Below are 25571 nucleotides of genomic sequence, written 5' to 3'. Positions count from 1 at the left end.
AAAAAATAGGCCCAAACTAGGGCCTATTCGTGCGTTATATCTATTGTTGATAGTTTGACCAATGTTTAATTTGTTCAAATACCGCTTTCGGTGGTGCCGTTTCCTCATGCACTAATTGAATGTCGGTATGCATGATGGACCGTTTAGGATGCATTTCAGTCGTTTGATGCGAATGACCGCTGTTCGCACCACTCCAGAAGCGTGTAAAATTCAGTATTAAGCTTGACCATTCATCGTAGTCAGTCAAAATGGATGTGTTTTCACTGTCATCATTGAGGTTAAAGTCCACTAAAACATCAGAAGTGCTGCCATTACAGTTGAAATCAATGGCTTCTGAGTTGGGATTATTAAGGCCTTTTGATTCGTCCAATTTGGCTTCGTCTAATGGCAGGTTTTTACCATGAGAGTAGTCAATAACAAAGTTCGTAATATCATCTGTCGGGCCGTTTAAAATTGCAGTGCCTTCCGGAAAGCAGTTTTCGTTTTTACGGAACCAGCGACGTAAGTATCGATCGCCTTCGTTATTGCCAATGGTTGATAACCCACTGAGTTGATACAAATAATTCATCACGCTAAAGTGATTTGGCTTAAAGTTAGTATTTTCATTGCCGCCGTGATACAAACCGAGATTATGCCCCAATTCGTGCATAATCGTTCCTGCTTGGTAGTTGTAGGTCACATTGGTCATGAGCTCAGACTCTAAGTTCAGTCCCCAATTCCCCAGCGAGATAATAAGGTCGTTGCCAAATAACTCAGCTAAGCCAGAAGATCCGCCACTGCCGTCTGCTTCTTGACTGTTTGCCATCAGCATATAGTGAAAAATTGGCCGGCGTTTAAGGTCAAAATGCTTGGCTTTATGATCAAGAATACTCGGCGCTTGCTCTGAACTTGCAAAGGTTGTGGTTTGTACAAAGGGGATCTGCTCGCCGCCACCCAAATCATGTTGTTCAGGTGATAAGCCTTCTGTTTGGTGATACAAGTTACCTACGTCAAAGTGCACTGCTATATCTTGAGCTGCAAACGCCGCTTTTACTTTGTCTAGTGCGGGTTTGTGAGGCGTAATACCTGCATCATTACTTTCCATATAGTCAACTTCTATGAAAATATCTCTGACGCCAGCTCTTGCACCCCATTCGTATAAAGGTAAGCCTGCGAATGTGCCACCAGGCTGCTCTGAACAATCAGGGATTCCATCTAAGTCCTCATCTTTATCACAGAGCACATCATTATTGCCGCCAGGTGTAAAAAAGGCGGCAGATTGCCAATCGCTAATCGAGTTGGTATCTGTTAATAGGCTTGTTCTGACAAGGCTTTGACCTAGTTGATTTGAAACTGGTAATAACTCGGCACTTTCTTGCCATTCTGAAGGCGTTGCTGGTGCTTTATCACTTTCACCAAAACGGACAAAATCAACCGTTTCACCTTGCTTGTTTTGTAATTCGACATACCCAGATATATACCATGCTGGCGCAAACTGTCCATCGCCGACTAGCATCAACTGATTAGAGCTTGTAACGCTGCGCTGCCATGTTTGAGGTCCATGTTCATTTTGCACTACGATATATTCGCCCGGTTCAAGTAGCTGTGACTTCAACGGAAAGACTTTAGTGCCGCCATCATCGTAGTTTTCCAACTCGATGCTTTCGGCAACAAGTTGATAATTACTCAAATCGATAGTTTCGTCTGTACCGTTGTAGATTTCTACCCAGCGGTTATCATCGATGTACCTAGACGATGAAATCTCGGTGATAAGTAAATCTTTCTGTCCAGTAACAAAAGTAAGCTTTTCAGCTTGGGCGATGGCAGTCCCATAAAAGTTGGTCACCGTTTCTGAGATGGTTAATTCATATTCAGTGCCTGCTTTAAGGGGCTCCATTGGTGTTAAAGAAAAAGCGTATCCATCTTCTTGCTGTGTTTGTCCTACTGAAAATTCTACGCAAGTTTGATTACCAGATTCTCTTATATGAATTGCGCCATTACACTCTGAAGTACCAATTTCACTTGACCAAGACGCGGACATATTGTCGTCAAAGTGCAGCTGGATCTCACCTGTTAAGCTAACCCGAGTCGCTGAGGACTCTGGCAAACTTGTCATTAGTCGTGGTGCTGTTGTATCGATAATTTCTATCTGAACTTCTGCAGAGTTTGTGAGGTCGCCATCGCTCACGCCGAAGTGCAAAATCTCTTTAGTTATGTTGTTATGAGTTGGGGTATAGCTGTATGTCTGCGTTGTTGCATTAATTAATTCAACAACACCCGAAAGTGCCGGCTCGAAAGTGACCTCCAGTGCATCGCCATCTTCATCTTTTACATCCAGAGTAAATTCTAAGGTGTTGTTATATTCAAGGCTGTGTTCTGACCCTGTAATTAGAGGGGCTCTATTTATTTGTTTGATGGTGACAGAAACTTCTTTTTCTGCCTTATCACCGTCATCATCTGTAGCAGTTATCAAGAAGGCTACTTTGGTATCTTCAGTGACTTCTGGTGCAGTAAAAGAAAGACTAGAATCGCCCAAGGTAAGATCGATGACGTCTGGTCCTGAGGTTTGTTTTATTGTGCGAGACGAAATTGATCCATCACTGTCTGAAATTGTAACCCCACCACTTAGGAAGCTCCGCTCCCCAATGCTTGCTTCGATTGCGGTTACGATTTCTGGTGGAGTATTCTTATCATCACCGCCAAAAAGGTCACAAGCACTCAGGTGTACTAATCCTAAGCTGATTAAAGAGAGTTGAAATATTTTTTTATTCATTATTATTTTCTCTGATTGTTACAATATACTTACTAAAAACTTACCCTTTTTAGGGTCTTTAAGTACAGAGGTTGATGTTAATGAATGTAAAAATAGTCAACGCGGGGTTTATTCTGCTCTCAGCTTGGCTGTTAAAACATGATCTTCCCATTTTCCAGCAATGCGTAGATATTGCTTAGCATAGCCTTCTTGTTCAAAGCCTAGTTTTTGCAACACTCGTGCGCTTGCCACATTGCTGGGCATATAATTTGCCATGATCCTATGCATGTTTCGCTGATCGAACATATGTGAGATTGCAGCTTCTAAGATCTCGGTCATATAGCCTTGACCCGCAAATTGTGATGCTATGGAGTAGCCTAAATAACAAGCTTGAAATGGACCTCGTGCAACTTGGGTGAAGCTACATAGCCCAGCTATCTGAGGCCGTTCTGGTAATAATGCAATAAAGTGATAAGCGGTATCGGATCGTGCGGCATGTTCGGCTTGCTCTGTGTGAGCCAACCAATAATCCATTGAGTAGTAGCTTTCTGGTCGAGACGGCTCCCACGGTGCAAAGTAATCACGGTTCTCTAGGTGATAAGTGACAAGCTTCTCTGCATACTCTGAAGTGAGTGCAACAAGTTTTGTTCTTGCTGTACGGATCATATCCTCAATAACCCAAACTTCTCGTCATTTACCCACTCGCCGTTAATTTGGAAGTTATGTTTTAGCGTGCCTTCAAGCTCAAATCCTAGTTTTTTGAGTAAATGGTGAGAGGCTTGATTTCCTTGCGTAACGGTGGCGATGAGCTTGTGGTAATTACATTCGTGCAAGGCAAAATCAATGACGGCCTTAGAAGCTTCAAAGGCGTAACCCTTTCCTTGAAATTTGGGTGAGAGCATAAAACCTAACTCAGCCTGTTGAAATGGTGTCCACATACTTAAAAATCCGTGTAGCCCGATAGGGGTCGCTGTGGCCGTTTCTTCAATCACTAAGGTGAGCCAAGTGTTATCTTCTTTGTGCCACTGCCCAAGTCCGGCGCTTAAACCATGGTTAAACTTTTCACGCAGTGTAGCTTCATCGGTGATCTCACCGACAAAACGCATGACATCTGGTTGTTGATGAAGTTCTAACCAAAGCGGCCAGTCTGTATTAAGTATAGGTCTTAAGGTAAGTCTTGCTGTGGTGAGCTGCATGTAAAGTCCTTTCGCTTAGTTAACTTTCACTTATTAAACATGTACGGCCAGACTATCACAAATTATTGATTTATCACGTTTCTTATTTCTTCAATTAAGACAATGCTCGCCTCATTGTCACCGTGAACACATAAGGTGTCGGCGCGTAAGGAAAGTGACTTCCCGCTTGCAGTTGTAACACTGCCTTGCTGGTGTAATTGCTTAACTTGCGCAAGTAGCGCTGATTTGTCATGCACTGCGCCCGGTTCAGAGCGGGGAGTAAGTAAGCCTTCATCGGTGTAGAGTCTATCGGCAAAGGCTTCAAAAATCAGTGATACATTATAGTCGTCGGCGAGTTGTTGGTGACTTGCTTGTTGCGCAGTGGCTAGCACCATCAACTTAAGCTCACTTGGATAGTGTGAAATGGCCTTGATAACACAGCTTAATATCCTTTGTGACTTCATCATATCGTTGTAAAGTGCGCCGTGTGGTTTTACATAATTTAGTGTTAAGCCTTGCACCTTTGCCATCCCTTCAATTGCGGCAATTTGGTAATGTAAGGCGTTGATTATCTCTTGCTCAGAGAGCTGCATTGAGCGGCGGCCAAACCCTTGGCGGTCTGGATAGCTTGGATGTGCGCCAAGCGTCACTTGATGCGTGTTGACCAGCTTTAGTGTTTGCGCGAGTACATCAGGATCTCCTGCGTGAAAACCACAAGCGACATTGGCCATGTCGATATGTGGCATTACGTGTTCGTCTAACCCCATTTTCCAAGCGCCAAAGCTTTCACCCAAGTCGCAATTTAATAACATGCTTATTTCCTACTTCGTTACTGCAAGCTCTAAATCTTGTCTATCTGTCACCAATAAATGGTGTGGACTATTCATAATACAAAACTCAGGTGCCGCTTTTGCTATGGCTAACTGAGCTGTCAGGCTGGAACCCCAAAAAACCGGAAGCTGCCCCTCTTTACAAATCAATGGCTCGCCAAAATTGGGCTTGCTAAGATCTTTGATCCCAACCTCATTAGGTTCACCAAAATGAAGTGGTAACGCATAGGGAAGTCGGCTCAGTGTTGCCGCTTGAATGGCACTAATAAGATTTTGCTTGATTAATGGGCGCATCGCCAATATTTGATTTGCCTCGTACTTATCCACTGAGTTGCAAGGCAAGTTACTGATGTAAAGTGGTAAAGGCGTGGTTGGATTCGCCGATGGCGGGTTTATTCCATACTGCGCGAGTAAGTTATCAAAAGAAAGATAACTGGCAAAAGCAAAGGTAACTAAATCGTCGCGCCAGTGCTCTTCTATATTATGGCATTCTTGGGCGAGCTGGCCATGCTTTAAAATCTGATACTTGGGGAGGTGGTAGCGAATGTCTATATCTTTCCCCAAAGTGTCAAAGTTAAAATTACCCGGCTCGCTGGGCGGAATAATTAGCTTGCAAACAGATTGATTACTCTCACAAAAGCGAAAGAATGAATATGCTTCGCTTTGCGGCAAAATAATCACATTACATTGTGTGAACCCAGGCACGAACCCTTTAGTAGGGCCCGTATAATCACCATCCTTGATCATTTTTCTTATTGCATGTGGTGCACTTAAAGAAGCACTGGGATCCATAGATTCCTCCAATTAGTGGTTTACTGTAACAGGCAGTGACCCTTCCGCTTTCGCTATTCCTAAAATCACTTTGGCCAGCGCCGTGTAGGCAGGCCCAGCTACTTTTTTATCATGATTTACGTCTACATTATAAGCATAACTTGCTAATACTGCGTTACTAAGCGGGCCAAAGGTACTAATTTCGTATGGTGCTCTTAGGCTGATAAATAGCTGCTTTTTACCCAGTTTCTGACCGTATTGCAGTAATGCTTTCAGCGCCTCAGGTTGCACATTACGCGCCACCCCATGCTCTCGTAACTTTTTCACATCGTCCATGCCGCCAATCTCTACCGCACTTTGCGGTGGTGATGCATGTGCGGCGATTATCATGTCGGCCTGTTTAATTGCTTCATGTGCAATGTTTGGGTCGTAGGCTTGTAGGCTTGTACAAGAAAGTGTGAGCGAATTTTTGCTGTATGTTTGTAATGCTTGTTCAAGCGCAAAACATTTTTGCCTATCAGGCATGATAAGGTGAACAACTTGAGCGTTACCTCTGAGCGGTAATACACCATCGTTTTTTACTTCGGTGATAGCTGCTAGTGCAAGCTCTGCTTCTAAGCGACGATGGCTTGGATTACCCAGTGTTGAATTGGCAATGGCCAAAGAAGCGCTCGATTGTGGCAGCTTTGTCTTGAGCTTAGCGATACGCGCCATAGAACAGCTAAGTTGTTCTTGGTTTAGTTTATTGGTATCAAGCGCGTCAGCTAGCTGAGCCATATATTGCTCAAAGCGTTTGATGTCTGCACGATTGCGAATAGCAATAGGCATTAGCGCGATATCCACGCCGGCGTTAAACGTTTCAATTGTTGCATCGACTGGATTAAAAAAGTCGCTGATCCCAGCCATATCTAACGCATCGGTGACGGTCACGCCTTGGTATCCCAACTCGTGTCTTAGAAGTTGTGTCATGATCTGATAAGACATAGTCGCGGGCCTTATCATGCTCTCACCTTGAGAGTTAACGACTTTACTGTTGTCGAGCGCCGGATATTGAATATGGGCAGTCATTATCATGCCAGGAGGCGATGCTTTGATTATCTCGGCAAAGGGCAATAAATCTTGCTGGTTAATTTTTTCGCGGTCGTGATCAACGCGAGGTAGTCCCGTGTGGCTATCGACATGTGTATCACCGTGGCCAGGAAAATGCTTTAGCGCAGAGAGAACGCCTGCGGCCTCAAATGCTTTTACCTGCGCAAGACCTAATTTGGCGACCACTGTTGGATTTTCCGAGAATGAACGCACATTGATCACCGGATTGTTCGGGTTGCTGTTCACATCTACTGTTGGGGCGAAGTTTACGTTGATCCCTAAGCTATTTAGCTCCTTTCCAATTGCGCTTGCCACTTTGGTTGCGTATGTATCACCCTGTTTTGGATAGGTTGCTCCAATACTCATATTGCCGGTAAACGACGTTGCTTGTTCACGATTTATTCGCGCAACTCTGCCACCTTCTTGATCGATGGCAACAAATAAAGGAAGTTGACTTTTACTTTGTTGTGCCGCACTTTGCAAAGCATTGGTTAGACTGACGATTTGCGCGGTGTTTTGCACATTTTCGGCGAACAAAATAGCGCCGCCGATGTCGTATTTACTAATTAATTCGGACAGCTCAGGCGGTAAAGTTGTCATCGCTGCTCTACAATCTCCACTTGGCTTTTTGCTTTCACCGCAGTAATAGCGGAAATCGAGCATAAGCTTTTGTCCAAGCATTTGCGAAGTGGTCAGTGGCACTTGTGCTGCTGTTGCGTGAGCTGAAGTGATGAAACTCATGAATGTGATAGTTCCTAAAGTAGTGAGCAGAGATAATAATCGCACAATCAATAATAAACGCTGAATAAAATTGCCTACACTTTAACATTGATTTAGAAGCGACTACAAAATGCTTTCTATTAGGCGATAACAGCATAAATGAAGCACAGATTTTAAAAGGAATAAAAAATGAACAACCATATAAACTATGTAGAATTAGCAGCAAAAGACTTAGTAGCAACACAAGCTTTCTTCGAGCAGGTGTTTGATTGGCAATTTGAATCTTACGGGCCAGATTATATTGCGTTTGCAAATTCAGGCCTTGATGGCGGCTTTTTCCGAGCCGATGTGTCTTCTAAACAAGCGCAAGGTGGAGCGCTCGTAGTGTTATACAGCGATGAGTTGGAAGCCGTGCAAAGCAAAGTAGAGCAAGCGGGCGGAGAGATAAGCAAAGCTATATTTGAATTTCCTGGCGGTCGTCGCTTTCACTTTATTGAGCCGAGCGGCAATGAATTTGCAGTGTGGTCTAAATAACCTGAGCTTAAAAATAATTGGTTAACACATTCCTTATTCAAACCTCAGCTTAAATAACCAAACGATGTGTTGTAAAGCCCCTTTACAGCACACGTAAATACTGAGGTTTTGCTGCAATAATCTTTCGTTTTCAGAACAGATAAAAACTTGAATTCGTTGCTATTGTGAACAATAGTTATTAAACACTGATGCAAACATCTCTTTGTGTTTGATACCTACTTATTGCGTGATCAGCCAATAGACTTATCTAATGGGTTTAGGTTTAGCGTAGAAGTGCAGGTGGCAAGGGCAATCATTGTACAAAACACCGCTAAATGCATCATCACCATACTTAGGTTTGATTAGGCAATGAGACGGATATTCTTAGTTGTTGGTATTTTACTCTCCTTAACCATGCTTATGGCCGATAAATTGGGCCTATTCTTATTGTTGCCTATTACTTTTATTGCCATCAGCGCTTTAGTTTTTTTGTTTGTAGCACTGCTTTGGTGGCAAGTACAAGATACTAAAAAAATTATGGTTGATGATGGCTCTAGCGTGCCACAAATGGTGTTAGACAGCGATGGTGTTATTCTACAAGCCAATGAGCAAATGCAATCCATACTGGGTGTTGGCAGCTCAGTAATAGGGTTAAAACTTGAAAATTTAATCGCGGTGAGCGGTAACATCCATAGCGAGGGCAAGAGTGGTGCAATAAGCATGTTCGAAGCGCTTGTTATGCAAAGTTATGGTAATTGCACGACCAAACACAGTGGCAAAGTTATTACTCCTGTTGCTTTACCAATTAAAGTCGCGGATACCGTTACAGGATATCTCTGTTATTTTAATACTAGCAGCAGAGAAAACCGCCTCGCTCAGGCACTAGAAGAAGAAAAAGAATTGCTCGAAGTGACGCTGAGCTCTATTGGTGATGGCGTGATCTGTACAGACGTAAATGGCGTGATCACTTATATTAATCCAGTCACAGAAGCCATTCTCGCGATGTTAAATGAAGAAGTGGTCGGGCGGCGATTTGATGATGTTATGTCTATGTATCACGAAGAAACCAAAGCTTCGGTGAATAAATTCCCTGAGCTTTGTCTAAAGCAAGGTCATACCATTTGTTTACCTGAACTCACTTCCATTACTAATCATCTTGGCCTTACCTTTGCTATCCAAGATTCCTTCTCTCCTATTATAGCTAAAGACGGCAGCTACCTTGGCACTGTAATGGTCTTTCAAGATGTGACAGAGTCGAGATTAATGGCGAAAAAAATGAATCACCTTGCCCATCACGATGCATTGACCGGGTTACCCAATCGCTTATTGCTGCATGACCGTTTAGTGCAGGCTTGTAAACGAGCCAAGCGCATGAGTCACCAGTTTGCTTTGGTATTTATTGACGTCAACAAGTTCAAAAAAATCAACGATTCACTGGGGCACGATTATGGCGACTTATTGCTCAAAGAAATTGCGAGTCGATTAACTCAGCAAATTCGAGGATGCGACACCGTTGCCAGAATGGGGGGCGATGAATTTGTGTTACTCATTGACGGGATCCAAGATAAAAAATATGTACGTAAGGTGGTGAGTAAAGTATTGAGTAGCGTTAATGGACAATATTGTTTGCGCCAAGTTAGCCTAAAAGCCACGGTGAGTGCTGGCGTTGCAATTTATCCTGATGATGGTGACAACACGGAAGCTTTGTTAAAGCATGCTGATACCGCAATGTATCGAGCTAAAAAAGCCACACAAACGGAATTTCAATTTTATAACGCACGCCTAGATCACGAATCGGAGCAGCGTTTAGTGCAAGAAAGTCGGATCATTCAGGGGTTAGATAATCGAGAGTTTATTCCTTATTATCAGCCTATTGTCGATGCGCATACCCGCAAGATTAAAAAACTTGAAGTGCTCGCAAGGTGGCAGCAAGATGAACAATTGTTGGTACCTGAAGACTTTTTTGAAGCGGCATGTGATGGCGATCTGATGGTAGAAATTGGGCAACAGCTCAGAACACAGGCCTTTCAGGCGATGAAAACATGGTTTTACGAGTACGATAATCTCGTGGTTAGCTTTAATTTTTCGCTTGCTGAACTCACCAATAAAACCGTAATAAAAAACTTTATGGAGCAGGCTGCGCAACATCAGTTGCCATCTCGGCAAATTGAAATAGAAATCAAAGAAGTTGACCTGATAGAGCTACTTGATAAAGCACCGGAAGTGATGGCGGAATTAGAGCAAACAGGTATGCGGATCTCAATTGATCATTTTGGTGTTGGGCATACCAGCATGCTGTACTTGCAGAAGCTCACGTTTGAAACCATTAAAATTCCACCGGCTTTCCTTGCGACCCCGCAGTCGGTTGCCTCACAAAATGATATCGCAAAATTGATTGTACAGATGGCAAAGAGCTTGGATGTAGAATGTGTAGCGGTAGGTGTTGAGACCGCGTTGCAAGCTAAGTCTCTTAATCTCAATGGCTGTCACCTTATTCAAGGCAACCACCTTTTCGCTCCCGCTACAGAGTCCGAGATCACCCCAATTCTCAGTATCCACATGAGCGTAGAGCGGCGCAGATTAGGTCAAAACTAGTATTGATAAATTTATCTAAAAAATATTCCTAAAACTTTCCCTTCGTTCGTTTATAGATTTACAGAGCTTCACTCACTCGCTCTGCCAACAACAAGAATGAAGGGAATACCATGAGCAATAATACATCTCGTTATAACAAACATCTTATTGCGCTTGCTATCAGTGGCGCGTTATTGGGTTCGCACACTGCGGTTGCACAAGCAAAAGAAACGCAAGAAACTACAGAAAAAAAGAAACTACTCGACCTTGAGCGAATTGTCGTGACTGGCAGCGGTGGGCGCGGCCAAACTAAGTTGGAATCATCGGTCTCAGTGACCACATTAAACGCCGAGCAGTTGGCGCGAGAAGCACCGCTAGGTACGGCGGATCTACTGGAAAGCGTGCCAGGCTTTTGGGTTGAAGATTCAGGTGGTGAAACCAACAATAATGTTGCGCCTAGAGGACTACGTGGCGGTGAAGGCTTCCGTTACATTGGCGTTGAAGAAGACGGGCTACCTGTGGTGTACGACGGCGTATGGGTTGATTTTTATCAGCGTCAAGATATCACGATTGAACATATGGAAGCGGTTCGTGGGGCACCTCAGGTCTACTGACCACCAATGGCCCTGCGGCATTAGTAAACTTTATTACCCGTAAACCGGATGATATTGAAGAAGCGACGATCCGCCTAACTGCTGCCGATTACGGCATGTATCGCGGCGAGTTCTTTTATGGCACACCCATTAGTGACAACTGGAAAATGTCAATAGGCGGCTCTTATCGTCGTTCTGATGGCGTGAGAGACACAGAGTTTACCGCTGATCATGGCGGTCAACTTCGACTCAATTTAGTACGTGAGTTTGACAAAGGCCAACTCACGCTGACTGCCAAACACCTCAATGACCATACCACTTTCTTTGTGCCTATTCCGCTAAGAGATCAAAGCGACCCTAAAGGCATTGCTGGTGTTGACCCACAGCATGGCACCTTAATTGGTAATGGTCAGCGCTTTTTACACTATTTACAGCTTGATGGCAGTTATAAAACACGAGACCTTAAAGATGGGCAGCATACCAAGTTTAGTACGCTGGGCTATCACTTAGATTGGGAGTTAAGCGACCGTTGGCTGCTAAATACAGCTGGCCGTTACTCACAGTTTGAAAACGACATGTATATTTTGCTTAACTTCGATAACTCGACGCTCGTCAATGCCAATACCCGACTTGGGCAGCAAGATGTGCAAAATATGCTGGACCAGTTTGCCAGTGATGGCGCCGTTGCCGCACGGTATCGATACGTCGATAGTGGTGAAATACTGACAGATGTCAGCAATTTAAACGGAAACGGCTTAGTCACCACAAGCTACCCGCTTTACTCGCGCTATGATGCCGAGCAGTTTGTTAATAAGCTCAATTTTACCTATGAAGGTGATCAGCACACGCTGACCATAGGGTGGTTATTTGCCTATGTAGATGCGGACTCTTTGCCAGTTGATAAATGGGAATCGCAGTTTTTAACGGAAGTAAAAGACAATGCTCGATTACTCGATATTGTTGCAGTTAACAGCAATCAGCAAGTGGTTGGTCAATTAACCGACCACGGTTCAACAGGTTATGCTCCTGGTTGGGGACAGGCAACCGCTTTTGGTACCAGTACTTCCAACTCTTTATTTATTAATGAACAATATCAAGCAACCGATAACCTTCGTATTGACGGTGGGGTTCGGGTTGAGTGGTTGGAGCTAGATAGCACCGCCTCAGCGACCACATTTGCACAGCCTGTAGCGGGCGCTTTTGACAGCGCTGGTAATGACATAGATAACAATCTTGCCAACAATTACGTCGATATGCCGTCAAACAAATTCCTGTCAAAAACACGTAGCGAAACCGAAACTGCATGGACGGTAGGATTCAATTATACCTTCTCGGATGATGTGTCAGTATTTGGTCGTTATGCCGATGCCTTTGAAATGCCAAGGTTAATGAGCTTTGGTCAGAATATTCCCTCAGGGGTTGATGCCGACTTTAATGACAGCGTTAATCTAACCTTTAGCGAGTTGGGTACTCGATATGCTGGTGATTCAATTGGCGCATCACTGACCTTGTTTAGAACTAAATTTAATGACTTAGTGGAACGTAATTTTACCGGCAGCGATGGTGAGGTGGCGAATCAAACCATAGATACAGTCACCGATGGTCTTGAGTTTGAAACAGTGTGGCAGGCGCATGACAATTTACAGCTTGAGCTGACAGGCGTGTTGCAAGACCCAAAAATGGAAGGATTTACCGGAGCATTTGCACATTGGGAAGGCAAGCAAGTGAAGCGCACACCCAAAGTGCAGCTTAGGTTAACGCCAACCTACTACTTTGACGATGGTGATATCTATTTAACTATTCACCATTTAGGAGAGCGTTACTCAGATGGGGAGAATAAGTTTGAGCTCCCTGCCTACACCACAATCGATATGGGGGTGAATTATCGCTTTACCGACGCGGTTGCGCTGCATGTGAAAGCGACAAATATCAGTGATGAGCTCGGGTTAACCGAAGGAAACCCGCGGGCCATCAACGATGTTCAAGCAGGATACGACTATTACTATGCTCGGCCGATCTTAGGACGCACCATCAGCGCCTCGCTGACGCTGAATTTTTAGGACCTAATGTTCTTTCAAGTTTGTTTTTGCAGCAGTTTGATTGGTATTTATACAAGGCGGAGCCTGCGTAGCATAGTTATTCTATGTGAGTCTGGCGACAACATAGTAGAGATGCCAATCAAGCGCTGCCCTTCGGGTTCACCTGAGTGCGCTTAGTTCATTGTTGCTTAACTTTTTGCTCAGCCCACTATGTAGCACGTCGAGCGTCGCGACCAAAACTCACTCAGGGGAACAAAAATTAAATAGCAAAGGTCATTAGGCCCTGTATTTCCCTTGCTAATTTGCACACTGCCCAGTGCTCATTAGTTCACTCAAGCCCGCTAAAAGCGGGCTTTTCTCAGGAAGTTATTATGAACCAGAGTGTCTTTTATACATTTTTGCAAAGCAGTTTATTACTGTTTTCTTTGTTGCTCACACCACTTTGTGCAGCGCTACAGATCACCCCAAAACCACTGAGTGCTAGTGTTGGTAACGGTCACTTTAACCTTACCCATGACAGTAAAATTACCTTTAACCAGCAGCAAGCTCAAAGCGTTGCGCAGCAATTAGCGACCTTGTTACGCTCGCCTACGGGCTATCAGTTGCCAGTGTCTCAGGCTGATAGCACAACTAAAAATAGTATTGCCTTTAAGATTGTCGATATACCGCTATCTCAAGAGGGATATGCGCTGAGCGTGACGCCTGAAGGGGTTGAAATACAAGCGAATACTGCGACCGGATTATTTTGGGGGATGCAGTCGCTGCGACAATTACTCCCTGCTGAGATTGAGTCGCGTATGCCTATAAATCAGGCGAGTTGGGCAATACCTGCGGTAGAAATAAAAGATCAGCCCCGATTCTCATACCGTGGCATGCATTTAGATGTGAGTCGGCATTTTTTCGATGTGGCGTTTGTGAAGCGTTATATCGATTGGCTGGCGATGCATAAATTCAATGTCTTTCAGTGGCACCTAACCGATGATCAAGGCTGGCGAATTGCCATTGATGCATACCCTAAATTAACTGAAATTGGGGCAACGCGGCCTCATACCGTGGTTGGCCATACCTATGATTATCAACCTTTGTTTGACAATAAAACGGTGTCGGGCTTTTATACTAAGGCGCAAATTAAGGAAGTGATTGAGTACGCGCAGGCGCGACATATTGAAGTGATCCCTGAAATCGATATTCCGGGGCATAGCAGTGCGATGCTTGCCGCATATCCCGAGTTATCTTGCCACCAGCGCGCAGTAAAGGTGCAGCCGCAGTTTGGGATTTTTGAAGATGTGTTATGTCCCCGTGAAGACGTGTTTGCGTTTCTTGGTGTTGTATACAAAGAGGTTGCCGAGCTATTTCCGAGCCAATATATTCATATTGGTGGCGATGAGGTGATAAAAAAGCAGTGGTTAGAAAGCCCCGAGGTGAAAAAGTTGATGCAACAGCATCAGTTAACCACACCTGAGCAAGTGCAAAGCTATTTTATTAAACGGGTCGCTAAAATCGTCCAAAATCTTGGCAAAACGGTAATTGGTTGGGATGAAATATTAGAAGGAGGGGTGGCGGATGACGCCGTGATCATGTCTTGGCGGGGCACGGAAGGAGGCATCCAAGCTGCAAAAATGGGCCATCAGGTGATCATGAGTCCTTATCAATATATTTATTTTGATGCCTATCAATCGCGCAATCTTGATGAACCCAAAGCCATCCACGGGCTTTCAAGTCTAAAAAACGTTTATCAATATGAGCCACAGCCCAGCCACTTAAGCGCTGAGCAACAAGCCTTTATTATTGGTGCGCAAGGTGCACTTTGGACTGAATATATAAAAACACCTCGTCATGCCGAGTATATGCTGTTTCCACGCTTGAGTGCGCTGGCCGAAACATTGTGGTCGAATAAAACACAAAAGTCGTGGTCTGATTACAGCCAATATCGTTTACCCGCGCTTTTAAAACGCTACCAGCAGATGCACCTCAATACCGCTTATAGTAGCCATAAGCCTATTATTTCAAGCGAGATTAATGGGCAGCAGCTCGTCGCCACCATTACCTCTGAAATTGCCGACACGGCTATTTACTATACCTTAGACGGCAGCGAGCCAACGCTACAATCGCAGCAATATCAAAAGCCACTAGTGATAACTGACGAAACGCAGCTTCGCGCCCGCAGTTATGTAAGCGATTTGGGGCAATTGGTAGGCGATGCGCGTTTAACGCTTTCACCTCATTTAGCGCTTGGAAAAGAAATAACGCTTGCCTCGCTAGCCGCCGAAGGCTCTGCGATTAAGCTGCAGGATGGTCAATTTGCTTATGATCAATTTTACAGCGTTGATGATTATGCGATTTTTTACGATACCGATCTTGAGGCGGTTATTGACTTAGATGCGTCAACGCAAGTGCAGCAGGTTAAGCTGGGCTTTGATAGCGGGCGACATAGACAACTGCACCCGCCAACACATATTCAAGTGCTGGGTTCAAGTGATAAACAGCAGTGGCAAACGTTAGCTGAGGTTAACAATCCGCGTGGGCCAATGTCAGTGTTGTCGTTTGCTCCTGTAAGTGTGCGCTTTTTAAAGGTGGTGGCCATTAATAGTAAGCAATCTGACGATATTCAAATCCCCAAACTTCCCCTGTATATCGATGAAATAGCGGTATATTAATCACACCAGCCCTAATACTAAATACGTAATTAGGGCATTATTTATGATTCCATTCCCAACTTCCTCGGCTCAAACGTTTACATAGATAGAGTGGCAGCAGTACGCGCTCTATCCGAACAATAACAATATTTTAGGAGCCAACATGTTTGCAAAAAAACAGATAATTACTGTCTCACTGTCAGGCTTAGCCTTGTTGACTGCGAGCCACTACAGCGTCGCACATCCTCATCCAGATAACTTAGCATTACGCTGGCAAGTCGTGGATCATGGCATTGGAGAGAATATCTTTCTTGGCAGTTTGACGATTACTAATAATGGTCTTGAGCCGTTGGGTGAGTCTGGCTGGGCGCTTTATTTTAGCTCGGTAAGGCCGCCTGCAAGCGTACTACCAGACTCAGATCCAAATGGTCAGTATGCGCGCCAACATATCGCCGCGCAGAATCTAAGTTTAGAAAATGCCGATGACGCAAAAAGTGGTGATTACTTTGTACTTAAGCCCACAGCGGGTTTTGCCCCCATTCAACCGGGTGAATCTCGTACTATTGAAATCGTTGCACAGTATTGGCAAATGCTGAAAAACGACTCACCGTCGGGTTTTCACATTAGCTACAATAATCAAGCGCCTGAAGCTGTGCTGGTGGACGTGATGATGGATCCAAGCGATCCAAAACAAACAAAGCAAGCGGTTAACGATAATATGCCGGTGCAAACGTCCGCCATCCGATTCGCCGAAAACAGCGCGACGCACATGACATTGCCGCTGAAAAATCGCTTGGTTCCGCAGCCCCATTCAGTGGTCACACCGAATGATGAATTCTTAACTTTGATGAGCCAATTAACCAGTATTTCAGCGCCGACTTCATTGACCAAAGAAGCCTCCTTCTTACAAACTGCGCTGCGCGATATTCTGAGTGGCACATTTGCGATTAATAGCACTGTGCAAAATGGCCCGAACCTTATCAAGTTGCAGCTAGACCCAAATCTCGATACCAATCAAGACAATCAGCCGGACTCAAGTGGTTATAAGCTTGAGGTCGATGCATTTTCGGGGATCACCATTACTGGAAGTGACGCCCAAGGGGTGTTTTATGGCATTCAAACACTTCGTCAAATGATCCCTACCGCTGTGTATAAAACGGCTAAAAACTCAGCCACTTTGTCCGACAATGCCGTACTACCCGCTAGCACTATTTTGGATGCACCACGGTTTGAATATCGAGGCATGATGCTGGATGTGTCGCGTAATTTCCAAAGCAAAGAAACGGTATTTAAGTTGTTAGACTTAATGGCTTTTTACAAGTTAAACAAATTTGAAATTAACCTTGCCAACGATGAAGGTTGGCGACTAGAAATTCCCGGTATTCCTGAACTCACAGAGTTTGGAGCAAAGCGGGGATATGACCTGAGCGAAAGTACGATGCTGCATACGTTTATGGGAGCTGCCAATGGATTTGCGCTAGGAGATGGGATTGAAAATAAACCCACGGATGAAACAGCTGCAAACTTAGGTACCGCGCCTAGTTATCAGGGTTTTGAAATTGCTCAGCAAAACTTTCTCGGTAAAGGCTGGGGCTACTACACGGTGAATGATTTTAAAGAAATTCTTCAGTATGCCGCTGACCGTCATATTGATGTGATCATCGAATATGATTTTCCAGCCCATGCGCGCGCAGCAATCAAAGCGATGGAATATCGCTACAACAAATACAAAGATAGCGACCCAGTTGAAGCAAATCGTTTTAGATTGATTGATCCGCTCGACCAGTCGCAGTATTACACCCCACAATTTTATACCGACAACTTTGTGAACCCAGCACTTGAGAGCACCTTTACTTTCCTCAACCATGTAGTGAAAGAAACACGCGCCATTTATGATGCCGTGCCCGATGCGACATTGACTCGGCTGCATGGCGGTGGTGACGAGCTGCCACATTTAGGTCCGAATGAATGGTGGGCGCAATCTCCAGCGGTCGATCAAAACCCAGCTACAGCAGGCAAAACCGATGCAGAGCTGTTTGACTACTTCTTTTTACGCTGGAAGCAGATAGTCAATCAGCATGGTTTTGATATGGCAACTTGGGGCGATGTGTTGTCGCACAATGGTACGGGTAATGTTAGTTACGGTGAGATATTCCCCGTGTTTTGGAATAACGTGTGGGGTTGGGGTAATGAGCATCAGGCCTACAAATTTGCGAACCAAGGTCACAAAGTCGTGCTGGCCCATGCGACAAACTTGTATCTTGACCTTGCGTATAACAAACATCCTGATGAAATAGGCTATCATTGGGCAGGTTACACTGATACCAAAAAGGCGTTTGAATATCGTCCGTTTAATATGTACGCCAATGCAGAGCGTGACAAGCTGGGCAATCCAGTGCCGTGGGATCCAAAATGGGTGTTACTGAGCGAAGCGGGTAAACAAAATGTTCAAGGTATTCAGGCGCAACTATTTGGCGAAAACCAAAAGTCACCAGAAATTCTTGATTATATGACTTTCCCGAAATTACTGGGTGCTGCTGAGCGTGCATGGGTGCAAGATATGCCAGCGCAAGGCGCAGCGACTACCGAGGCTTGGCACACCTTTACCAATACCTTAGGACAATACGCTCTACCACTATTGGACTATTACCAAGTGGTCGATATTAATGCTCAAATACCACAGCAGGTAGGGGTAAATTATCGTATTCCATTACCTGGAGGCGCGATTGAAGGTGGTAAGTTAATCGTCAATACCCGGTTTGTTGGCATGGCTACGGAGTATTCGGTTGACCAAGGCGCAACATGGCATCGCTATGAAGGGCCTGTGACATTGACCGCGTCATCTAAAGTACAACTCAGAACGGTGAGTGATTCGGGCAAAGTAAGCCGAGTCGCAACGGTTAATTAAGCAAATTGGTTTAAGCAACGCCAGCGAACCTATTAATTTATGGGTTCGCTGCACGCTAACACAAATGGAAGAGTAGGATGCGTATTCATGCCACCGTTATTATCTTTTAAGCGTAAAGCCGTTGATACCACTACGGCAGCTGCAAACGACGACCTTGCACGTCGTCAGCAGGTAGAGGAGTTGTTTTTAAAACAACAGCAAAAGCTGATCCGCCACATTATGGGCAAAGGGTTAGACAAACGTGAGGCGGAAGACGTTGCCCAAGAGGCGTTTGTGAAATTGCTTGGACTTGAGCAGGATAATGTCAGCAACTACATCGCCGCGTACTTGTATAAAATTGCAACCAATTTGGCCATTGATAAGCTGCGGCGTAAAGCGCGTAGCCCGTTTGATGATCGTGAGCACGATAGCGATCAGATGCCACAGCCTTACGCAAGTGCTAACCCTGAACAAAACCACCACAACCAAGAGCTACTTAAAGAAATGGAAAAGTCTCTCGCAAGCTTACCCGACAAATGTAGGCTGGCTTTTTTGTTGTATAAAATACGTGGTCAAAGCTATGAGGAGATAGCTTTGACCTTACAGATATCCCCAAGTATGGTAAGAAAATATGTATTACGTGCAGTTCGTCATTGCTACCAGCAGTTACAGCATGAGCTATGATCATGAGTGTTAAGGATATAAACATGACTCCATTATCTGACGATTTAGCAATAATTGAAGAACAAGCCGCTGATTGGTTATTAATCTTAGACGAGCAGCAGATCTCACCTCATGACAGCACTCAATATCCACAGCCGCTTAACGTGTGGTTAGCTGAAAATCCGCTTCACAGTGATGTGTTCAACAACATGTTGGAGCTTTGGACGCTTTCAGCCCAACTTGACGATGACTATGTTACTCAGCAGCTTGCACAGCTGGATGCACAAAACGCCAAAGCTGCAACAGGCATTAAACCACAATCCAAACGCCGCGCTCAGCCTTGGTATCTTGCGATTGCCGCGACTTTACTGCTAGTTGGTTTGGTGACTTTTATGGCACCAGAGCAGCCACTACAGCAAGCACCTGTTGCCAGTGCTAAGCCAGCCCCTGTCGATACAGTGTACAGCGAGTTCTTTCAAACTAAGGTCAATGAGCATCGCACCATTACCCTTGATGATAATAGTCAGGTTGATTTAGGGGCCAATAGCCAATTAGCTGTTCGCTACAGCAACACTTCAAGAGAACTGCTGTTGTATCAAGGTGAGGCGCTGTTTAGCGTGAATAAAGACAAGCAGAGACCGTTTATCGTGCGCTACCAAAACAGCCAAGTCGAGGCGTTAGGCACAGTGTTTAATGTTCGCGCCAATCCGGCTTCAATTAGAGTCGATGTGCTTGAGGGCCGTGTGGCTGTGACTCAGCAACAAGCCATTAAATTGACCCAAGGGCAAGCGGTAGAAGTTACACAGCAAGGCGAAGTTACCCGTAGTAAAGCCCAAGGTGAAGCGTTGACCATGGCGTGGCAAAAAGGCTACTTAGTGTATCAAAACGCAGAATTAGGCAATGTGCTTAATGATGTGTCGCGATATAGCGAAATCAAAGTGAAGTTAAGCGATCAACGCCTAGCAAAACTGACCTACAACGGCACCTTTTTAACCACTGAAATAGGCGATTGGCTCAACAGTTTAGAAAAGATTTATCCGATCACCGTGATGCAAAAAGGCGAGGAATACACCCTAATCGCAAATTAGCTAAAAGTGTCATAGCAAAGTCACAATATAAGTGGTACAAAGTTTATACAATAATAAATACATTGATTTAAACTATGTTATTCAAGCTATTAATCCCGCTGTTAGCGTGGTTAATATGGTTTGGTGGCGTTGCATTTGCTACCACGGATCATCAATTTAACTTGCCTAAAGCGACTTTGCAGCAGCGTTTACTCGATATTGCTGCGCAAAGTGGCTGGCAGTTAAGTGCAGCCGAAATCCCAGATAACATTAGCGTTGAGCAGATAACTGGCCGCTACACGCTCGAACAAGTCTTGCTTACCAGCTTTCAACAAGCTGCCTACGACTTTTCCCTAGACCAAGAGCAGCAGCGTATTTTTGTGACTCCTAAAAAACTTGATTCTGCACAACACTTTGAGCGCATTATCGTAACGGGTGTAAGCGGCAAAAACCGTAGCATTTTAAACTCGTCTATTTCAATCACTCAGCTTGCAAGCCTACAACTTGAAAAACAAACGCCGTATTCCAGTGCAGAAGCGCTTAAAAATATCACCGGCTTTTGGGTTGAAGACTCGGGTGGCGAAACTAACAATAATGTTGCGCCAAGGGGACTCAGAGGCGGCGAGGGGTTTAGATTTATCAGCCTGATGGAAGATGGGTTGCCCGTGAGCTATGACGGCATTTGGGGGGACTTTTTTTTACGTCCAGACTTAACCCATCAAGCCATTGAAGCGGTGCGGGGCGGCAGTAGCGGTATTTTTACGGTGAACGGGCCTGCGGCAATGGTGAACTATATCGGCAGGCGAGGCTCAGAAAATCCTTTTAATTTAGTGAAAGTGAGTCAGGGATTGAGTTATGACTACACTCGTTTTGATGGCGTGTTTAGCGGAGCGTTGAATGATGAATGGTTTTATACGGTAGGCGGGTTTTATCGTACTTCCGATGGTATTCGGGAGCCGGGTTATCAAAGCGACTTAGGCGGCCAAGTGAGTGCGCGCATGAGCTGGTTAACCGATGCATTTGAGCTTGATTTTAGCTATAAACATTTAAACGATAAAACCAGTTTTTACGCACCTTTAGTGATGCAAAATAGCGGCGAAATTCGAGAGCTGGCGAGCCTGCCTTATGACGATGGAACGCTACTGAGCGACGATCTAAGGTCGCTCACCTTCTTCACTCCAGAAGGACGCGTGCAGCGTGACTTAGAAGATGCTCAGCAAACACGCCTAAATAGCTACACTTTACTATTTAATACGCCGCTTTTTGAACATGTTAACCTGAGCAATCGTACGCGATTTTCAAGTTTAAACAATGACTTGTATACCTTAATGAATTTGGGCAACCAAACCATAGTCGACGCCACAAGCCGATTACAACACGCCGATATCACCGAATTTAAACGCCATTTCGCAAATAGCGCATTGCGCCCTCGATACTTACGGTATTCAGATAACACCTTAGTTGCCAACCCTGCAACGCTTAATGGTAATGGTCTCGTGACCGCTAGCTATCCTTTATATTCACGTTACAAGCAACAGCAGCTGGTAAATCATTTTAGTGTGGATTATCTCGACGCGCAGTGGTCACTGACCCTCGGCCATATTTACGCTCGAAGTGATTTCGACGAGTTACCACTAGATAAATGGCTTGGCGCGTTACTAACGGATGTAAAGCATCAACCAGAACGGCTGGACATCGTACTGGTTGATGGGCAAGAAAATGTGATTGCCAATTTTACCGATCAAGGTTTTTTATCTTACGCCGGTCCCGTTTATTTAAGCGGTAGCGGCTTGTCTCAATCACATTCGCTGTATGCCAATATAGACTGGCAGCTCACTGAAAACCTTAGAGTTGATTTGGCACTTCGTAATGAACATCTGAATCTCACCAGCACGCTACTTGAAGGGGTAAAGTCGTACACAGACTCATCAAAGGCCACTTATTCTCACTACCTCCCGGCTACCACTTTACGTGATTCCTTTACGCAAAATGCGCTCAGTATTGGCGCAAATTACCAAATCGGCGACGCTATGGCGATATTTGCACGTTATTCCGACGCCTTTGAAATGCCACGGCTCATTAATTACGGCAATGGCCTCGGGTGGGCTAAAAGTGAAGAAGAGCGCGTACAACAAGACTTTGGTCAACCCATTCGCTTGGCGTTAGGTGAAGTTGGACTGCGTTATCAAACCGCTGATTGGCAGTTTAGTGGCGCGTTATTTGAAACCAAGTTTGATCCGCTCCCGCTTACGGTATATCGCGGCGCGGCTACGACTCAACAAGCCGTTTCAATCAATACCCAAACACGAGGGCTGGAGTTCGAATTTGACTATCAATATAGCCCGGCCTTGCAATTTAGAGCGATAGGTGTGTGGCAAGACGCTGGGTTTTATGGCATTCCTAAGCAATTGCCACAAAGCGAATTTAATGGCAATCAAATAACGCGAACGCCGGAGTTACAACTACGACTGACGCCGGAATACAAAGCAGGACCTATTACCGCGGCTATCACCTGCTCGTATGTTGGTAAGCGCTATTCGGATATCGCCAATCGGTTTGCCTTACCAGCCTATCAAACATGGGACTTATTTACCGAGCTGGCAATTAATGAACAGCTCAGCGCACAGCTTGAGGTTAAAAACCTCACCAATACTTTGGGATTGACTGAGGGCAATCCTAGGGACGATTTAAGCCATCAAGAGGCCATCTTTTACGCTAGACCCATTTTTGGTCGCACCATCAAACTTTCGTTAAGTTATCAGTTTTAAACAAAACCGCTATTATTCGAGCAATTCTATTCCTTGACTTAAAGCGAACTTGAAGTTGTATGCTCCTCTTAAATGAATGACAGTGAACAAACGATAAGAGGTAGAGGCAATGCAAAATAGCTTAGATAAAATCGTCAATGACATTAAAGCCAGCTGGAGCGGGTTAAATTCAAGCACCACAGTGACAGTACGTGAATTGTTAAGCGAACTTACTCAGTCTCCACCGCACGAGCCTTGGCTTGTGAGCATTATGCGTGAAAGACTAGCATCAAAAACACTCTACCAAGACCCTGACCATGGTTTTATGCTGCTAGTCCATGCCGAGGAAAAGGGCACGTACCGCCCGCCCCATGATCATGGCGCAGGTTGGGTATTTTATGCTGTGCAATCTGGCGAAATGGAAATGACAACTTACAAACCCATCACCACAGCAAACGGCGAAACCCACCTTGTATCCCGAGGAACAGACACGCTCACAGCCGGCGATTGCCGAGTGTTTCTACCCGGCGATATCCACGACACCCGCTGCTTAACAGACAACTTCGTTCAATATCGTTTAACCAGTTGTGACTTTAAAGAAGAGAAACGCTCAGGACGGATGATCCAGTATTTGAGTGAGGTGTAGTGGTTTGCCAAAACTCAAGGCGATAGTGGGTTTAAGTGTCTTCGCTGACATTTAATCAAGCTGTTTTGAAGGAGCTATAGCTGCTAAAAGCGAGGAACAGACGGTCGGCTCTGTGCCAAACTCGGATCTTCAAGGCGTGAACATGAAACTTTGTAGGGTGACGCCATCCGACAAAAATGATGAATTTACTTAGAAACAGCCCGATTTACAACGTTGAAAGTCATCGGCAGACGTTAGTGGCATCAAAACTTAACGGTGCGGCGTACTTTCTAAATTTACCTTGTCAAGTTATGCGTTGGCTTATTAGCGAGTATCTCTTTGTTGTAGGAAAAAATAAATTACGCCCTTCACTATTAGCAATGACCTATATTTTGGCGGGCTTAGAGCTGATTTAAATGATAGTGCAGACCTAAAAATGGTGCGTTCAAGCAAAGCTTTGAAAGCTAAAAAATGCTGCGAGAGGGATAGCAAATGCGTTGGTTTTTTGTGAAGCGGAAAGTAAGTAGTAGCGTTGTCTGCCTTTTAAGCAGGCGTGAATTAAAGGAGTAGTTTCATGAAATGTTTGGTTGTAGTGGCACATCCAATTAGAGATAGCTTGTGTCATTACTTATGTTCTCAGGTTGTTGAACACCTCGAATCAAAAGAGTACGACATAAGTATATTAGACCTGTATCAGCGTGAATTTGAGCCTGCTCTAACACACAAAGAGCGGCAGAGTTACTATAATAATTCATTCGATAGCAGTTTAGTTCAACAGGATATTGCACTTCTTACAGAAGCAGAGTCTCTGGTGTTGGTTTTTCCAACATGGTGGTTCGGTTTCCCTGCTATTTTAAAAGGTTGGTTTGACAGAGTTTGGGCTCCCGGACATGCTTATGACCACGACAAAGACTTGGGGGCGATTAAGCCACGACTGAGTAAACTAACAGAAGTTAAAGTCGTGACGACGCTAGGCTCCCCTTGGTGGGTGGACACTTTTGTACTTTGGAAGCCTGTCAAGCGTGTACTCAAAATAGCTTTGCTTGGAGCGTGTGTTCCCAAGTGTAGTTTTAAGTATTTATCTTTGTATAAAAGTGAAAATGTATCAAAACAAAAAGTGGAACAGTTTGTACAAAAGATAAAAGCAAGTTTCTGAACACACAGCTTTAACAAGGTGCTACGGAACAGCTCTAAGAGAAAACAAGTGACACCCATTACTATAATAATTAGTGGTAGGTGTCAGCGATTTACAATCCCTAATCAAGCATTCCCTCCTTGGCTAATATCAAAGCGCATCCATGCGCTTCTCGTTCATTCTTTTTAAACGACGAAAAAGAACGAACCAAGAAAACGTCGCCCCAGCATCACACTTAATCCTCAAATCCTAAGCCGATATAGTGCAACCGTCTTGTAAGGCACGTCCTTGTGCCTGACAAGACTTAGCCAACATCCTGTCGGCACATTGCATATCGGCTTATGCTTTTCGGGTGTGATGGAGGGGAAATCGCGCTGTCTGTTAGTTCTGGTTTTATCTCCTGAAGCAGCTAAGTCGCTTACAAGCACCACAAGAATTTATCAGCGCCTTGTGTCTCCCTCATCACACCCGAAAGTAAAGTGCCAATGAGTCATCTCAACGCATGGATGCGTGAAAAGCTGTGACAGGGACAGGGATGTCCCTTACACAGCGGTGACGTTCATATTGGCGATTTGCTTGAGGAGTCAGTGTGATGTTGGGAGTGCCCTTTCTTTTGCATACTTGTTCTTTGGGCATCAAAGAAAAGTATGTCGTAGCCCATGGATGGGCGTCGAAACCAGTCAGGAGGACGGGCTGACTTCACGATACATTTCGAGCTACCAGCCGTTAGCAACATAAACCTCCATGTTTAATATCAAAGCGCATCCATGCACTTC

General features: G+C 44.7%; 17 protein-coding genes. 11 read left to right on the top strand and 6 right to left on the bottom strand.

All coding sequences use genetic code 11. The features are described from left to right. Positions 1–40: 40 nt before the first annotated feature. From GSF04_RS03975 to GSF04_RS03950, 6 genes are all read right to left on the bottom strand, one after another. Positions 41–2752: an Ig-like domain-containing protein gene (locus GSF04_RS03975; protein ID WP_211856739.1), complete on the bottom strand. Its 2712-nt coding sequence runs from the start codon at positions 2750–2752 to the stop codon at positions 41–43. A gap of 108 nt (positions 2753–2860) precedes the next feature. Continuing rightward, the gene (locus GSF04_RS03970) at positions 2861–3397 is read right to left on the bottom strand and encodes a GNAT family N-acetyltransferase (RefSeq protein WP_211856737.1); all 537 of its coding nucleotides are present in this window, start codon (positions 3395–3397) and stop codon (positions 2861–2863) included. Then, the gene (locus GSF04_RS03965; protein ID WP_211856735.1) at positions 3394–3927 is read right to left on the bottom strand and encodes a GNAT family protein; all 534 of its coding nucleotides are present in this window, start codon (positions 3925–3927) and stop codon (positions 3394–3396) included. Before GSF04_RS03965 ends, GSF04_RS03970 begins: the two co-directional genes overlap by 4 nt. A gap of 62 nt (positions 3928–3989) precedes the next feature. Continuing rightward, positions 3990–4718, bottom strand: coding sequence for a 5-oxoprolinase subunit PxpA (locus GSF04_RS03960; RefSeq protein ID WP_211856733.1), 729 nt, complete (start codon positions 4716–4718; stop codon positions 3990–3992). A 9-nt stretch (positions 4719–4727) separates the two neighbouring features. Then, complete coding sequence (locus GSF04_RS03955) at positions 4728–5528, bottom strand: DUF1445 domain-containing protein (RefSeq protein WP_211856731.1); 801 nt, start codon at positions 5526–5528, stop codon at positions 4728–4730. A gap of 12 nt (positions 5529–5540) precedes the next feature. After that, positions 5541–7337: a glycoside hydrolase family 3 N-terminal domain-containing protein gene (locus GSF04_RS03950; RefSeq protein WP_211856729.1), complete on the bottom strand. Its 1797-nt coding sequence runs from the start codon at positions 7335–7337 to the stop codon at positions 5541–5543. A 168-nt stretch (positions 7338–7505) separates the two neighbouring features. Here GSF04_RS03950 and GSF04_RS03945 point away from each other — a divergent pair, with 168 nt between their 5' ends. The 11 genes from GSF04_RS03945 to GSF04_RS03900 all read left to right on the top strand — a co-directional run bounded on the left by GSF04_RS03945 (position 7506) and on the right by GSF04_RS03900 (position 24816). After that, positions 7506–7850: a VOC family protein gene (locus GSF04_RS03945; protein ID WP_010603872.1), complete on the top strand. Its 345-nt coding sequence runs from the start codon at positions 7506–7508 to the stop codon at positions 7848–7850. Between the two features lie 348 nt (positions 7851–8198). Then, a complete protein-coding gene (locus GSF04_RS03940; RefSeq protein WP_249122336.1) occupies positions 8199–10424 on the top strand; it encodes an EAL domain-containing protein in 2226 nt (741 codons plus the stop codon). Positions 10425–10534: 110 nt separating this feature from the next. After that, positions 10535–11017 (top strand): Plug domain-containing protein, encoded by a 483-nt coding sequence (locus GSF04_RS23300; RefSeq protein ID WP_249122335.1) that lies wholly within the window; start codon positions 10535–10537, stop codon positions 11015–11017. 95 nt (positions 11018–11112) lie between these two features. Next, complete coding sequence (locus GSF04_RS03935; RefSeq protein WP_249122334.1) at positions 11113–13056, top strand: TonB-dependent receptor; 1944 nt, start codon at positions 11113–11115, stop codon at positions 13054–13056. Between the two features lie 350 nt (positions 13057–13406). Next, on the top strand, positions 13407–15692 hold the full coding sequence (locus tag GSF04_RS03930; RefSeq protein ID WP_211856727.1) for a family 20 glycosylhydrolase: 2286 nt from the start codon (positions 13407–13409) through the stop codon (positions 15690–15692). Between the two features lie 142 nt (positions 15693–15834). Then, on the top strand, positions 15835–18579 hold the full coding sequence (locus GSF04_RS03925) for a family 20 glycosylhydrolase (protein WP_211856725.1): 2745 nt from the start codon (positions 15835–15837) through the stop codon (positions 18577–18579). 87 nt (positions 18580–18666) lie between these two features. After that, positions 18667–19242, top strand: coding sequence for an RNA polymerase sigma factor (locus tag GSF04_RS03920; protein ID WP_045988918.1), 576 nt, complete (start codon positions 18667–18669; stop codon positions 19240–19242). Positions 19243–19265: 23 nt separating this feature from the next. After that, entirely contained in the window at positions 19266–20309 is a 1044-nt protein-coding gene (locus GSF04_RS03915) for a FecR domain-containing protein (RefSeq protein WP_211856723.1), read from the top strand. A gap of 74 nt (positions 20310–20383) precedes the next feature. Beyond that, on the top strand, positions 20384–23056 hold the full coding sequence (locus tag GSF04_RS03910) for a TonB-dependent receptor (protein WP_211856721.1): 2673 nt from the start codon (positions 20384–20386) through the stop codon (positions 23054–23056). Between the two features lie 109 nt (positions 23057–23165). Beyond that, positions 23166–23681: a hypothetical protein gene (locus GSF04_RS03905; protein ID WP_211856719.1), complete on the top strand. Its 516-nt coding sequence runs from the start codon at positions 23166–23168 to the stop codon at positions 23679–23681. A gap of 553 nt (positions 23682–24234) precedes the next feature. Next, positions 24235–24816, top strand: coding sequence for an NAD(P)H-dependent oxidoreductase (locus GSF04_RS03900; protein WP_211856717.1), 582 nt, complete (start codon positions 24235–24237; stop codon positions 24814–24816). The last annotated feature ends 755 nt before the right edge of the window (positions 24817–25571 follow it).

The organism is Pseudoalteromonas sp. A22, from assembly GCF_018141345.1.
Taxonomy (GTDB): Bacteria; Pseudomonadota; Gammaproteobacteria; order Enterobacterales; family Alteromonadaceae; genus Pseudoalteromonas; species Pseudoalteromonas maricaloris.
The sequence above is the reverse complement of the archived record's forward strand: the minus strand, read 5'-3'. Positions and strand labels throughout refer to the sequence as shown.